General features: G+C 74.9%; 14 protein-coding genes and 1 pseudogene. 7 read left to right on the plus strand and 8 right to left on the minus strand.

Annotation, left to right across the window (positions count from 1 at the left end; genetic code table 11):
- Nucleotides 1-109 precede the first annotated feature (109 nt).
- Together ACFXOZ_RS40280 and ACFXOZ_RS40285 are read right to left on the minus strand one after the other, a co-directional pair.
- The gene (locus tag ACFXOZ_RS40280; protein WP_380595003.1) at nucleotides 110-658 is read right to left on the minus strand and encodes a hypothetical protein; all 549 of its coding nucleotides are present in this window, start codon (nucleotides 656-658) and stop codon (nucleotides 110-112) included.
- Between the two features lie 42 nt (nucleotides 659-700).
- Complete coding sequence (locus tag ACFXOZ_RS40285; protein WP_375895587.1) at nucleotides 701-1,207, minus strand: GNAT family N-acetyltransferase; 507 nt, start codon at nucleotides 1,205-1,207, stop codon at nucleotides 701-703.
- A 108-nt stretch (nucleotides 1,208-1,315) separates the two neighbouring features.
- Between ACFXOZ_RS40285 and ACFXOZ_RS40290 the strand changes: the two genes are divergently transcribed.
- Nucleotides 1,316-1,804 (plus strand): LURP-one-related/scramblase family protein, encoded by a 489-nt coding sequence (locus tag ACFXOZ_RS40290; RefSeq protein WP_375895590.1) that lies wholly within the window; start codon nucleotides 1,316-1,318, stop codon nucleotides 1,802-1,804.
- A 1-nt stretch (nucleotide 1,805) separates the two neighbouring features.
- Here the strand turns inward: ACFXOZ_RS40290 and ACFXOZ_RS40295 are convergent, their stop codons facing one another.
- Complete coding sequence (locus tag ACFXOZ_RS40295) at nucleotides 1,806-2,138, minus strand: winged helix-turn-helix transcriptional regulator (RefSeq protein WP_375895592.1); 333 nt, start codon at nucleotides 2,136-2,138, stop codon at nucleotides 1,806-1,808.
- 96 nt (nucleotides 2,139-2,234) lie between these two features.
- On the opposite strand from ACFXOZ_RS40295, the gene ACFXOZ_RS40300 reads away from it, so the two are divergent.
- Together ACFXOZ_RS40300 and ACFXOZ_RS40305 are read left to right on the plus strand one after the other, a co-directional pair.
- A complete protein-coding gene (locus tag ACFXOZ_RS40300) occupies nucleotides 2,235-3,125 on the plus strand; it encodes an NAD(P)-dependent oxidoreductase (protein WP_380525594.1) in 891 nt (296 codons plus the stop codon).
- 23 nt (nucleotides 3,126-3,148) lie between these two features.
- On the plus strand, nucleotides 3,149-3,718 hold the full coding sequence (locus tag ACFXOZ_RS40305; RefSeq protein WP_380525593.1) for a GNAT family N-acetyltransferase: 570 nt from the start codon (nucleotides 3,149-3,151) through the stop codon (nucleotides 3,716-3,718).
- A 43-nt stretch (nucleotides 3,719-3,761) separates the two neighbouring features.
- On the opposite strand, the gene ACFXOZ_RS40310 is transcribed toward ACFXOZ_RS40305, so the two are convergent.
- Together ACFXOZ_RS40310 and ACFXOZ_RS40315 are read right to left on the minus strand one after the other, a co-directional pair.
- Nucleotides 3,762-4,166, minus strand: a complete 405-nt coding sequence (locus ACFXOZ_RS40310; protein WP_380525592.1) for a type II toxin-antitoxin system VapC family toxin — start codon at nucleotides 4,164-4,166, stop codon at nucleotides 3,762-3,764.
- Nucleotides 4,163-4,438, minus strand: a complete 276-nt coding sequence (locus ACFXOZ_RS40315) for a type II toxin-antitoxin system Phd/YefM family antitoxin (RefSeq protein ID WP_375895603.1) — start codon at nucleotides 4,436-4,438, stop codon at nucleotides 4,163-4,165. Before ACFXOZ_RS40315 ends, ACFXOZ_RS40310 begins: the two co-directional genes overlap by 4 nt.
- A gap of 189 nt (nucleotides 4,439-4,627) precedes the next feature.
- Here ACFXOZ_RS40315 and ACFXOZ_RS40320 point away from each other — a divergent pair, with 189 nt between their 5' ends.
- The 3 genes from ACFXOZ_RS40320 (at nucleotide 4,628) to ACFXOZ_RS40330 (ending at nucleotide 7,665) form a co-directional block, all read left to right on the plus strand.
- Nucleotides 4,628-5,623: a hypothetical protein gene (locus ACFXOZ_RS40320; protein WP_380595005.1), complete on the plus strand. Its 996-nt coding sequence runs from the start codon at nucleotides 4,628-4,630 to the stop codon at nucleotides 5,621-5,623.
- A 64-nt stretch (nucleotides 5,624-5,687) separates the two neighbouring features.
- On the plus strand, nucleotides 5,688-6,683 hold the full coding sequence (locus ACFXOZ_RS40325) for an NAD(P)/FAD-dependent oxidoreductase (protein WP_380595007.1): 996 nt from the start codon (nucleotides 5,688-5,690) through the stop codon (nucleotides 6,681-6,683).
- 82 nt (nucleotides 6,684-6,765) lie between these two features.
- Entirely contained in the window at nucleotides 6,766-7,665 is a 900-nt protein-coding gene (locus tag ACFXOZ_RS40330; protein WP_380595009.1) for a class I SAM-dependent methyltransferase, read from the plus strand.
- 28 nt (nucleotides 7,666-7,693) lie between these two features.
- Here the strand turns inward: ACFXOZ_RS40330 and ACFXOZ_RS40335 are convergent, their stop codons facing one another.
- Entirely contained in the window at nucleotides 7,694-8,344 is a 651-nt protein-coding gene (locus tag ACFXOZ_RS40335) for a LuxR C-terminal-related transcriptional regulator (RefSeq protein WP_375895613.1), read from the minus strand.
- The gene (locus tag ACFXOZ_RS40340) at nucleotides 8,308-9,672 is read right to left on the minus strand and encodes a sensor histidine kinase (RefSeq protein ID WP_375895616.1); all 1,365 of its coding nucleotides are present in this window, start codon (nucleotides 9,670-9,672) and stop codon (nucleotides 8,308-8,310) included. Before ACFXOZ_RS40340 ends, ACFXOZ_RS40335 begins: the two co-directional genes overlap by 37 nt.
- A gap of 263 nt (nucleotides 9,673-9,935) precedes the next feature.
- Here ACFXOZ_RS40340 and ACFXOZ_RS40345 point away from each other — a divergent pair, with 263 nt between their 5' ends.
- Entirely contained in the window at nucleotides 9,936-11,978 is a 2,043-nt protein-coding gene (locus ACFXOZ_RS40345) for a serine hydrolase domain-containing protein (protein ID WP_380595011.1), read from the plus strand.
- A gap of 67 nt (nucleotides 11,979-12,045) precedes the next feature.
- Here the strand turns inward: ACFXOZ_RS40345 and ACFXOZ_RS40350 are convergent.
- Nucleotides 12,046-12,285 (minus strand): annotated as a pseudogene (locus ACFXOZ_RS40350) (hypothetical protein); the annotation flags it as partial.

Raw genomic sequence — 12,285 nt, forward strand, 5'->3', positions numbered from 1 at the left:
GGGCTGGGGTGTGGGGGTGGGCTTTCGGGAGGGTGGGTGGGTCCGGGGGCGGTTCCGGGGGTGGGTGGGTGGGTGGGTGGGTGGGTGGGTGGGTGGGTGCGGGGTGGGGTCAGGGGAGGAGGCGGAGGTCGGTGGGGGGGTGGGTGGCGGTCTGGTGGCGGAGGAGGTGGGGGCCGAGCCGGAGGGTGAGGTCGAGTTGTTCGCCGGGGCGGGTGAGGGTGGCGGTGAGGTGGTCGGCGAAGGTGTCGAGCTGGTCGGGGGTGATCTGGCGGCCGGTGTAGCGGGTGGTGCGCTGGGTGGGGGTTCCGGTGCCCCAGCAGAGGGTCAGGTCGATGTCTGCGGGTTCCGGGGCGAGCAGGGTGCGGGCGGCCGTCCAGTAGTCGTCGGCGCCGGGGGAGTCGATGCCGAAGGCGGCCTCGATCAGGCCGTGGGGGCGGAGCAGGCAGTGGTCGTAGCGGTGCTCGGCGGCCCGGCCGGGGAGGTCGGCGGGGTCGGTGGAGATGCGGACCCGCATGGTGCTGCGGCCGTCCGGGGCGGTGGCCTCGCCCCAGGGGCCGCCGTCCGCCCCGTACCGGAGGCCGAGCAGGGCGGCCAGTTCGCCGGTGGTGGGGGCGAGGCCGTCGGGCCAGCGCAGGTGGAGGTCGGCGTCGACGGACACGGGGTGCTCCTGGGCTGCCGGGCGGGGCGGGGTGCTCGGATGCTACGGGTGCGGAAGATCGGCCTGCCAGCGGATTTCGCCGTCCACGGTGTGCGGGGTGGGGTGCAGGCCGAGGGTGCGGGCGATGCGGGCGGAGGCGTGGTGGTCGGGGTGGACGTGGGCGACGGCGGTGGTGATGCCGGCGGCGGTGAGATGGGCGAGCAGGGTGCGGGCGGCCTCGGTGGCCAGGCCGCGGCCCTGCCAGGGGGTGCCGACCACCCAGGCGAGTTCGGCCTCGGCGGCCGCGGGGTGGACGGTGGCCTGGACGTAGCCGGTCAGGGCGTCGTCGGTGCGGAGACGGAGGACCCAGTTGCCCCAGATCTCGGCCGGGTCCGGGGAGCCGGCGGCGAGCCGGGTGCAGCGGGCGCGCCACTGGGCGGGGGTGGCCGGGCTGCCGCCGGTGAAGGTGTGCAGGGCCGGGTCGGCGAGGGCGGCGGCGAGGTCGTCGGCGTGCTCGGGGGCGAGGGGGAGGAGGTCGAGGCGCTCGCTGTGGAGGGTGGTGATCAGCATGGCGGTATTCAAGCGGGTGGGGGTGGCGGCCTCGGCGCGGCGTCCTTTCCGGTGGGCGCGGGGGAGGGTCGAATGGGTGGTTCGAGTCGGACGACGGAGGAGGCCCACGTGCGGTACCTGGTCAGGGAGAAGCTGTTCGCGGTCGGCGACGACTACTGGATCGAGGACGACCGGGGGCACAAGGCCTACCTGGTGGACGGCAAGGTGCTGCGGCTGCGGCACACCTTCGAGCTCAAGGACGCGCACGGGCACGTGGTCGCGGTGGTGAAGGAGAAGATGCTCACCGTCCGGGACGCGATGAAGATCGAGGACGCCGAGGGCGAGGTCGTCGCGACCGTCAGGGAGAAGCTGTTCACGCCGTTCCGGGACAAGTACCTGGTGGAGCTGGCCGGCGGTGGTGAGCTCAGGATCCACGGTGACCTGGTCGACAAGGACTACCGGGTCGAGAACCAGCACGGGGACCGGCTGGCCCGGATCTCCCGCAAGTGGTTCCGGGTCCGCGACACCTACGGGGTGGAGGTCGCCGACGGGGCGGACACCGGGCTGCTGCTCGCGATCGCGGCCTGCGTCGACCACCTGGTGGCGGAGGAGCACTGAGTCAGCGGTTCAGGACGTGGTCCCGGCCCCAGGCGCCCAGCGGGGCCAGGGCCGCGTTCAGCTGCCGCCCGGCGTCGGTCAGCGCGTACTCGACCCGGGGCGGCACCTCGTCGTAGGCCTCCCGGCGCACGATGCCGTCCGCCTCCAGTTCGCGCAGGTGGGCGGCCAGCACCTTCTCGGTGATCCCCGGCACCAGCCGGCGCAGCTCGCCGAAGCGGCAGTGCGGGCGCTCGCCGAGGGCCCAGAGGATCAGTACCTTCCACTTGCCGCCGATCACGTCCATCGCGGCGTCGATCCCGCAGACGTGCGCCCCCGGCCTCGGCACGGTCGCCATGCCCACCCCTTCCGACCTCGTCGCTCACCCCAGGGTAACCACCCACTCCGAAGTGCGTACTTGATCACGGGTGGGGCCGGGACGAGGCTGATCGGCATGGCACAGAAGACAGTTGAGACCTCACCCGAGACCCACGTCACCCTGCTCGGCCTCGGCGCGATGGGCACCGCGCTGGCCCGCGCCTGGCTCGCCGCCGGGCACCCGCTCACCGTCTGGAACCGCACCGCCGCCCGCGCCGAACCGCTCGCCGCCGAGGGCGCGGTGGTGGCGGCCACCGTCGGTGAGGCCGTCGCGGCCGGGCGGCTGGTGGTGGTCTGCCTGCTCGACGACGACTCGGTGGAGCGGGCGTTGGAGGGGGTGGAGCTGGCCGGGAAGGACCTGGTCGACCTGGTCACCAGCACCCCGGGGCAGGCCCGCGCCCGGGCGGCCTGGGCCGAGGCGCGTGGCGCCCGCTACCTGGACGGCGGGATCATGGCCGTGCCGCCGATGATCGGCGTACCGGCGGCCGGGGCGTACGTCTTCTACAGCGGTTCGGCGGCGGTCTTCGAGGAGCACCGGGAGGCGTTGGGCGTGCCGGCGGGGGCCCGGTACGTGGGCGCGGACGCCGGGTACGCGGCGCTGCACGACGTGGCGCTGCTCAGCGCGATGTACGGGATGTTCGCCGGGGTCGCCCACGCCTTCGCGCTGGTCCGGGGCGAGGCGGTGGCGCCGGGTGACCTCGCGCCGCTGCTGCGGGACTGGCTCACCGCGATGGCCGGATCGGTCGAACGGACGGCGGCGCAGCTGGAGAGCGGGGACCTCACCACCGGCGTGGTCTCCAACCTGGCGATGCAGGTCGCGGGCCGGGGGACGCTGCTGCGCACCGCCGAGGAACAGGGGGTGAGCGTCGAACTGCTGGCCCCGTACTTCCGGTTGATGGAACACCGGTTGGCGCTCGGCAGCGGCGCCGAGGACCTCACCGGGGTGGTCGACCTGCTGCGGCGGTGAGGGCCGGCCGGTAACGTACCGGCATGGCTGACCTTGAAGAACGCGCCAATGTCGTCGCGTCCGGACCTCGGCAGACCGGTGCGGGGGTGGGCGTCCGACGGCGCCGCGCCGCCGATCTCGCCGACTGCGTACGGGCCCTGGGCGACGTCCACACCATCGACGGCTACCCCGCCGAGTGGCCCGAGCGGCCCGCCGCCTGGCTCAGCCCGGACGGCCTGCTGGCCGCCTGGGTCGCCGAGGCGGACGGCCGGATCGTCGGCCACGTCGGCCTGGTCCGCTGCGGCCCCGGCGACCTCGCCCCCGGGCTGTGGAGCCTGCGCACCGGCGGCAGACCGGAACTCACCGCCCTGATCGGCCGCCTGTACGTCGCCCCGGCCGCCCGCGGCCGCGGGGCCGGCACCGGGCTGCTCGCCCACGCCGTGGTGCACGCCCGGACCCTCGGCCTGCACCCCGTGCTCGACGTGCTCGCCACCGACACCGCCGCCCTGGCCCTCTACCGGCGCCTCGGCTGGACCCTGCTCGGCAGCGGCGAACAGCGCTGGGCCTCCGGCCGCACGGTCGACGTGCACTGCTTCGCCGCGCCGCGGGGGTAGCGCGCGGGTGGCTCCGGCGGCCCGGCGCCCGGGCCGCCGGACGTCAGAGCGGAACGACCTGGACGCCCGCTTCCAGGCCGATGAAGTCGGCGGCGTTCCGGGTGTAGAGCGGCAGGCCGTGGGCGGCCGCCGTCGCCGCGATCATCAGAGCCATGCGGCGGGGCCGGGGATCACGCTTGGCCTGGATGGTGAGCGCCGTCAGTGTGCCGAACCTCCGGGCTGCCTCGCGGTCGAACGGGAGCGCGGTGAACTCCGCCTCCACGTCCGCGAGCCGCTGTGCCCTGGCCAGCACCTGCACGGGATCCTTGGCCATCGCGACGCCCTGGGCGAGTTCGGCCAGCACGATGGATGCCACCGCGGCCTCGACCGGCAGGAGCCGTGGGTCGATCCGCGGCAGGTCGATCACGACGCAGGTGTCGAGCAGTCCGCGTTGGTGTCGCCCGGTCACGCCTGCTCCCACGGGTCGTCGCCGCCGACCCGGTCCTCGTCACCGTAGAAGGCATCGGCTTCGGCACGCATCTCCGCTGCGTCGATCACGGGTGCGTTCTGCCACTTCCGCTGGAGCTCTTCGACGGGGACGAACCGGCGGCGACTGCTGATCGGCCGGACCTCGGCGATCTCGGTGCCGTTCCGGGTGATGTGGTAGATCTCTCCGGCTTCGACGTCGTCGAGCACGGCCTTGGACCGCGCCGCGAGCTCGCGCTGCGTGATGGTCTTCATGGAGCCATTGTATCGCGCTGTAATGCGCCGTGTAGCAGTTTGCGTGGAGCCCCGGGCCGGTCGGGATGCGGGGCGGTCCGGGGCTCCACGAGGGCGGCGGGTCAGGGACGCGGGGATCCCCCGGTGGGGGGAGGGGGATGGTCACGCCGGGGGAGGCCGGGGCCGGGGCGGGCGGGTGAGCCTGGGGCCATGATGATCGGGGAGTGGGTGCGGGACGGTCGGGCGGTGGCCAGCTGGGGCCTCGGGTACGCGGGGTTCGGGGCGGGCTGCGGGTTGGGCGGGACGGCGCTGTGGGGGGCCGGCTGGGTCGGGTGGGCGGTCGCCGGGGTCGGGGCGGTGGCGGTCGGGGCCGGGTGGGCGGCGGCCCGGGGGCGGCCGGGGCGGGGGCTGACCCGGGGGGTGTGGCTGCTGTGCGGGTTGGCCGCGGTGGCGTCCTGGAGCCTGCTGATGGACGTGGTGACGCTGCTGTTCGGGCAGGGCGTGGACAGCGTCCCGGACGCGGTGCACAAGGTGCTGGCCGCGGCCGGGGCGCTGCTGCTGGCGGGCACCGCGCGGGCCCGGGGGCCGGTCGCGGCGCGGACGGCCTTCCGGGCGGCGCCCTCGGCGGCCCCGGCCACCGTCCAACTCGCGGCCTGGGCGGGGACCTTGGCCTTCGTGCCGTATGTGGTGATGAAGCTGGTCTGGGCCTTCGGCGGCAGCTTCGCGGGGATCAGCGGCGACCGGATGTACGCCGACTACGTGCGCAACGGCTCCTCCGGGATCTGGCTGGCCCTGGAGCGCCGGGGGCTGGACGGCACCGTGCTGCTGGCGGCGCTCGGGGTGTTCCTGCTGTGGGGGCTGGTGCGGCCGTGGGGGCAGGTGTTCCCGCGCTGGACCCTGCCGCTGCGCGGCCGGCCCGTACCGCGCTGGCTGCCGCTCGCCCCGGCGCTGATCGGCGCGGTCACGCTGGCGCCGTACGGGCTGCTCGGGATCGGCTACCTGTCGCTGTGCGCCGCCGGGGTGACCGGGATGCGGGTGGGCGCGCTGGGGACGCCGGAGCAGGCGATGCAGATCGGGTGGGTCGGGATGGGCGCCTTCGCCGGGTACGGGGTGGCGCTGGCGGTGGCCACCCGCTCGTACTGGCGGCGGACCGGACCGGGGCGTGAGCGGGGGCGGGGGCGGGGAGGGCAGGGAAGTGTTTGCTGAGGCGGCAACAAAGCTTGCCGATACGGGATGGTCGGTCGCAGCCTGGCGGTGGAGGTGAGCGACGATGACCGAGAAGACGACGACCGGGAAGAACGGCGCGAACGGCACGGCGGAGGGCTACGACGCGGTGGTGGTCGGCGCCGGTGCGGCGGGACTGAACGCCGCCCTGGTGCTGGGCCGGGCCCGGCGCCGGGTCGCGGTGGTGGACGCGGGTGAACCGCGCAACGCCCCCGCCGCCCACATGCACGGCTTCCTCAGCCGGGAGGGCATGCCCCCGGCCGCGCTGCTCGCGGTCGGCCGCGAGGAGGTCGCCCGGTACGGGGTGCACCTGATCGACGGCCGGGTCGAACACGTCGAGCGGGCCGGACCGGCCGAACCCGGCTTTGTGGTCCGGCTGGCCGGCGGGCCGGTGCTGCACGCGCGCCGGCTCGTCGTCGCCACCGGGCTGCGGGACGGCCTGCCCGACCTGCCCGGCCTCGCCGAACGCTGGGGCCGGGACGTCCTGCACTGCCCGTACTGCCACGGCTGGGAGGTCCGCGACCGCCCGCTCGGGGTGCTCGGCACCGGCCCGGGGGCCGTCAACCAGGCGCTGCTGCTGCGGCAGTGGTCGGACGACGTGGTGCTGCTCGCCCACACCCTGGAGCCCACCGCCGCCGAGCGGGAACGGCTCGCGGCGCGCGGCGTCCGGGTCGTCGAGGGCCGGATCGTCCGGGTGGTCGCCGACGACGGGCGGCTGCGCGGCGTCGAACTCGACACCGGGCGGGTGGTCACCCGGGAGGCCGTCTTCGTCGCCCCCCGGCCGGTGCCCCGGGACGCGCTGCTCCTCGGACTGGACTGCGCCCGGGACGACGACGGCTGGGTCACCACCGACCGGACCGGCCGCACCAGCGTCCCCGGCGTCTGGGCCGTCGGCAACGTCGCCGACCCGCGCGCCCAGGTGGTCGTCGCCGCCGGGGCGGGCGCGGCCGCCGCCTTCGCCCTCGACCACGACCTGGTGGACGAGGAGATCGGACGGGCGGTCGCCCTGTGCCGCGCGTCCGGGCCGGCCCTGCCGGTCTGAGCGGGGAAGCTACCAGCGACCGACCGACCGACCCACGCACCCAGCCACGCACCCACGCACCCACCACCGGAGAGGCACCACCATGTCCGCACACCAGCACGGTCAGCACCAGCACGGGCACCAGCACCAGCACGGCCCCGGGCAGGTCCCGGCCGCCGACCTCGACTGGGACGCGCTCGCGGCACACCTGGAGCGGGAGGCCGAGCTGCGGGCCGACGCCGTCACCGCGGCCGGGCAGTGGCTGTCCGGCCTCGCCGGGGACGGCACGGTCCGCCGGGTCCTCGACGTCGGCGCCGGGCCCGGGGTGATCGCCCAGCAGCTCGCCGCGGTCCTCCCGGCCGCCGAGGTGGTCGCCGTCGACCGGTCGGCCGCCCTGCTGGAGCGCGCCCGGACCCGCTCCGGCGGCCAGCTCGGCATCCAACAGGCCGACCTACCCGCCGAGTTCGACAAGCTCGGCGAGGCCGACCTGATCTGGTCCGGCAACGCGATCCACCACCTCGGCGACCAGCAGGCCGCGCTCACCGCGCTGGCCGGCCGGCTGCGCCCCGGCGGCCTGCTCGCCGTCGCGGAGAGCGGCCTGCCGCCGCGCTTCCTGCCCCGCGACTTCGGCCTCGGCCGGCCCGGCTTCCAGGCCCGGCTGGACGCCGCCCACGAGGACGGCTTCGCCGCCATGCGGGCCGAACTGCCCGACGCCACCGAGGAGGTCGAGGACTGGCCGGCCATGCTCCGGCGGGCCGGACTGGAGCCCAGCGGCACCCGGACCTTCCTGGTCGACCACCCGGCACCGCTGGCCCGCCCGGTCCGCGAGTACCTGCACACCCAACTGGTCCGGCGCCACGACCAGTTGGCCGAGGCGATCGACCCGCGGGACCGGGCGACCCTGGAGGCGCTGATCGACGAGGACGCGCCGACCGGGATCCTGCGGCGGCCGGACGCGTTCTACCTGTCGGCGATGACGGTGCACACCGGGCGCCGGGCCTGAGGGGGTCGCCGCGCCCTGCCGGGGTGGCTCAGGGAGCGACCTGGAGGAAGGCCAGGACGGCCAGCACCCGGCGGTGGTCCTCCTCGGAGGGCGGCAGGTCGAGCTTGAGGAAGATGTTCGCGGTGTGCTTCTTCACGGCCCGCTCGGTGATCACCATCCGCTCGGCGATGGCCCCGTTCGAGCGCCCCTCCGCCATGAGCTCCAGGACTTCGCGCTCACGCGGCGTCAGGCGCTCCAGCGGCTTGCTGCGGCCGGTGTTGTTGACCAGCATCGCGATCACCTGCGGGTCCAGCGCGGTGCCGCCCGCCGCCACCCGGTGGACCGTCGCCACGAACTCGTCGGGGTCGAAGACCCGGTCCTTGAGCAGGTAGCCGATCGCGCCGGTGCCGTCGGCGAGCAACTCCTTGGCGTAGAGCTGCTCCACGTACTGGGAAAGCACGAGCACCGGCAGACCGGGGATCTGCCGGCGCGCTTCCAGAGCCGCCTGCAGGCCCTCGTCGGTGAACGTCGGGGGCAGTCGTACGTCGACGACTGCCACGTCCGGCCGTTCGGTGAGGAGGGCCTGCAACAGGTCCGGTCCGGTGTCCACCGCGGCCACGACCTCGAAGTCGTAGGCCTGCAGCATCCGGACCAGGCCGTCCCTCAGGAGGAAGAGGTCCTCCGCGAGTACAACTCGCACGGCAGCTCCATCGTCAGGGTCGTGGGGCCGCCGAGCGGGCTGCGGACGGCCAGGACTCCGTCGAAGGTAGCAAGTCGGCGCTCCAGGCCGCGCAGGCCGGTGCCGCGGGAGGGGTCGGCGCCGCCGGTGCCGTCGTCCGTGATCTGGGCCTTCAGGGTCCCGTTCTCGTACCAGAGTTGGACGTCGACGTGGCTCGCGCCGGAGTGCTTGGCGGCGTTGGTGAGCGCCTCGGAGACGGCGAAGTAGACGGCGGACTCGACCGGGGCCTCGGGGCGGCCGGGCAGTTCGGCGGAGACCGTCACGTTCAGCGGGCTGTCCATGCCCAGGGCCCGGACGGCGTCGGCCAGGCCGCGGTCGGCCAGCACCGGCGGGTGGATGCCGCGGACCAGGTCGCGCAGCTCGTTCAGGGCGGAGGCGGAGGCCTGGCGGGTCTCGGCGAGCAGCTGCTTGGCGGCCTCCGGGTCACGCTCGACCAGCCGCTCGGCGACGCCCAGGTTCATGCCCATGGCCACCAGCCGGGCCTGCGCACCGTCGTGCAGGTCGCGCTCGATCCGGCGCAGTTCGGCGGCCTGGGTGGTCAGCGCGTCGCGCCGGGTCTCGGTGAGGTGGGCGACCTTGCGCTCGGCGGCCAGCGCCTCGGCCCGGGCGGTCGGGCCCAGCAGCGCCTTGGCGAGCGCGGTGTGGCCGCGCAGCGCGGCGGGGGCGATCGCCAGGCCGGCCAGCATCACCGGGACGCCGAACAGGGCGGCGGTGCCGGCGGCACCCGAGTCGGTGACGTGGATCCACAGGTACCAGGTGTTGCCGCCGTTGTCGGCGATCGACTGCCAGACCTGCGGCAGCACCAGGCCGAAGGCGCCGTAGGCGACCACCAGGAGCGGGAACAGCGCCACCGTGAAGCCGACCACCGGGTCGACCACCAGCCAGAGCAGGTCGCGCCAGGTGGCCTGGTCCGCCAGCATCGCCTGGCAGCGCTTCCAGGCCCCCTGGAGGCCGGGTGCGGCCTCCGGCAGCGGCTGGTAGGGGTCACGGATCTCGACGCCGTTCCAGCGGGCGGCGAGCCGGCGCCGCAGGCCGGCCAGGCCGCGGACCGCGAGGAGCGTGGGCGGCACCAGCAGCGCGCCGACCGCGAGGCCCATCAGCGAGGCGGTGACCGAGGCGGCGGTGAGCAGCAGCAGCTGCGGCACGGCGAACGCGGCCAGCGCGGGGCCCCGCAGCAGGGACCGGACGGCGTTGCCCAGCATGCCGAGCGGGTTGCGCCGGCTGCGGCCGCCCGTGGTGTCGGTGTTCTGCACGTTGTTCACAACTCCCGTGGTGATGCTGCTGGTCATGACCGCTCGGCCCTTTCCGTGACGGCCTCGCGGCCGGTATCCCTACCCGTTGCTTGCTGACGACATCCAGACTGCCGTCCGCCGCCGTTCCGATCACTGGGCCCTGGACCCCTGTTGGTGGTACCTGGGTACACCCCCCGATCGACGCCCAGAGGCCATGTCCCGGAAACGGTGCCCGGCCTAGTGTTGCGGGTGTCGGGGAGCGACCCGCCGCAAGGGCGCCGGAGCTTCCGTAAATCACTTGTATCGAACGGGAGTTCATCATGAGCGCGCGACGTGGCGAGGCGAACCGGCCGCTGGCCCGGCGGGGTTGGGTGCGACTGGTCCTGGTGCTCGCGGCGATCGGCCTGTTCCTGTACGGGCTCACGCCGGACCGGGCCCACGCGGCCACCGCGACGGCGGGCAGCGGGAGTTCGGCGGCGGCCAGCGGCTCGGCACCACCCGACCCCGGATCGGTGAAACGGCTCTTCGACGAGATCGTGCCGAAGCTGCTCGCCGAGCACCGGATCCCCGGCGCGGCGGTCAGCGTGGTGGCCGGCGGCCGGCAGGTCTTCGCCGGCGGCTACGGCGTCTCCGACGTGCCCGGGCACAAGGCCGTCGACCCCGACCGGACCGCGTTCTTCACGGGCTCCGACGCCAAGGTGTTCACCGCCGTCGCCGTCCTCCAGCAGGTCCGGGCCGGGAAGTTGGACCTGCACGCGGACGTCAACACCTACCTGAGCACGTTCAAGGTCAGGGACAGCTACCCGGGACACCCGGTCACCGTCGAGAACCTGCTGACCCATACCGGCGGCTTCGACGACACCTTCATGGGGCTGGCCCAGGCCGGGCCGCAGCACGTCGGGAGCCTCGGCGACGCGCTGGCCGCCCACCAGCCGGACCGGGTCCGGGCGCCGGGGGTGGTCGCCGCGTACGACAACTACGGTGTCGCGCTGGCCGGTTACCTGGTCGAGGTGGTCTCCGGACAGCCCTTCGACCAGTACGTCGCGCAGCACGTGCTGCAGCCGCTCGGGATGGAGCGCACCACCTTCACCCAGCCCCACCCGGCCGCCGTCGACGCCGAACTCGCCCACGGCTACCGGCCCGAGGGCGACGGCCAGACCGAGACCGAGGGGCTGTACGGGCCGCTCACCCCGACCGGCGCGGCCGCCGTCACCACCGTCACCGACATGGGACGGCTGATGCTGGCCCTGCTGAACGGCGGCTCCCTGGAGGGCCGTCCGGTCCTGGACCGGGACGGCACCGCGCAGCTGCTCGCCCGGCACTTCGGGCCCGACCGGCGGATGCCCGGGATGGCCTACCTGCTCGAACAGCGCGACCGCAACGGGCAGCAGCTGCTGGTCAAGGACGGCGACGTGCCCGGCTTCCACAGCAACCTGGCGCTGCTGCCGGAGCGGGGGGTCGGACTGTACGTGACCGTCAACGGGGACGGCGAGGACTCCACCGGCGGGTGGGCGACCCAGCAGGTGCTCAACGCCTTCGTGGACCGGTTCTACCCGGCTCCGGCCGCTGCCGCCCCGGCGGTGGTGGGCGGGGACCTGGGGAAGTTCACCGGCGACTACCGGTCGACCCGGGTCAGCCAGTCCAACCTGACCAGGGCGTCGGCACTGATGGGGTCCGTGCACGTGGCGGCGCGGGGCGCGGAGCTCGTCGTGAGCGGGCCGGTCGTCCGGGACCCGCAGGCGGGCGAGACCCGGTGGCAGCAGGTGGAACCGGGGCTCTTCCAGCAGGTGGGCGGGAGCGCCCGGATCGCCTTCGAGCTGAACGGCGACGGGGACGTGGTCTCGATGCTGACGGACGGCGACCCGACCGTCGCGTACCAGCCGCTGGCCTGGTACCAGGCCCCGGAACTGCACCAGCGGGTGGCCCTCGGGAGCCTGGTGGTGCTGGGTCTCACGGTGATCGGGTGGCTGGTCGCCGCGGTGGTGCGGTCGGTGCGGGGCAAGGGGCGGGCCGGGGCGCCGGCGGCCCGGCTGCTGGGGTGGGTGACGGGACTGCTGCTGGTCGTGGCGACCGGGTGCTTCGCGCTGCTGACCTCGGACTCCAACGCCCTCAACCAGACGCTGTTCCTGGGGGATTCGCCGCTGCTGACGGTGGTGCCGGCGATGTACCTCGGGGCCCTGGGGCTGACCCTGCTGACGGTGCTCTGCGCGGTCCTCGCCTGGGTGCGGGGCTGGTGGGGGGTGTTCGGTCGGCTGCACTACACGGTGCTGGCCGTGGCGGCGGTGCTGTTCCTGGTGCTGGCCGGGGGCTACGACCTCATCGGGACCGGGCACGTGGCGGGCTCCTTGGATCTGATCGGGTGAGGCGGGGCGGGGCGGACGGAAGGGGACGGCCACGGCCCCCGGCGGCGACGCCGGGGGCCGTCGGGTGTCAGGCGACGATCTGCCAGGAGGTGGTGGGGACCGGCGGGCGGAGCGAGACGTCGTGCCAGCGGACGGTGCGGCGGGTGGGCGGGGTCGCGGCGGCCGCCGCGGCGGGGGGGGCGCGGGGCGGGAGCCGGGGGCCGGGGGGGGCGGCGCTGTCCGAGGGGGGGGGGTGCGGGTGGGGGGGGCGTCGGTCGGGGGCGGGCTGGGCGCGGGTGGCCTGTTCGTTGGCGGCGGCCAGCTGGAC

It is taken from the genome of Kitasatospora sp. NPDC059160 (genome assembly GCF_042755465.1).
GTDB lineage: Bacteria > Actinomycetota > Actinomycetes > Streptomycetales > Streptomycetaceae > Kitasatospora.

Excerpts from the sequence above, each read along its gene's own strand:
- ACFXOZ_RS40285 (WP_375895587.1), bottom strand. The coding sequence starts at position 1,207 with ATGCTGATCACCACCCTCCACAGCGAGCGCCTCGACCTCCTCCCCCTC.
- ACFXOZ_RS40295 (WP_375895592.1), bottom strand. The coding sequence starts at position 2,138 with ATGGCGACCGTGCCGAGGCCGGGGGCGCACGTCTGCGGGATCGACGCC.
- ACFXOZ_RS40300 (WP_380525594.1), top strand. The coding sequence starts at position 2,235 with ATGGCACAGAAGACAGTTGAGACCTCACCCGAGACCCACGTCACCCTG.
- ACFXOZ_RS40305 (WP_380525593.1), top strand. The coding sequence starts at position 3,149 with ATGGCTGACCTTGAAGAACGCGCCAATGTCGTCGCGTCCGGACCTCGG.
- ACFXOZ_RS40315 (WP_375895603.1), bottom strand. The coding sequence starts at position 4,438 with ATGAAGACCATCACGCAGCGCGAGCTCGCGGCGCGGTCCAAGGCCGTG.
- ACFXOZ_RS40320 (WP_380595005.1), top strand. The coding sequence starts at position 4,628 with ATGATGATCGGGGAGTGGGTGCGGGACGGTCGGGCGGTGGCCAGCTGG.
- ACFXOZ_RS40325 (WP_380595007.1), top strand. The coding sequence starts at position 5,688 with ATGACCGAGAAGACGACGACCGGGAAGAACGGCGCGAACGGCACGGCG.
- ACFXOZ_RS40330 (WP_380595009.1), top strand. The coding sequence starts at position 6,766 with ATGTCCGCACACCAGCACGGTCAGCACCAGCACGGGCACCAGCACCAG.
- ACFXOZ_RS40340 (WP_375895616.1), bottom strand. The coding sequence starts at position 9,672 with ATGACCAGCAGCATCACCACGGGAGTTGTGAACAACGTGCAGAACACC.
- ACFXOZ_RS40345 (WP_380595011.1), top strand. The coding sequence starts at position 9,936 with ATGAGCGCGCGACGTGGCGAGGCGAACCGGCCGCTGGCCCGGCGGGGT.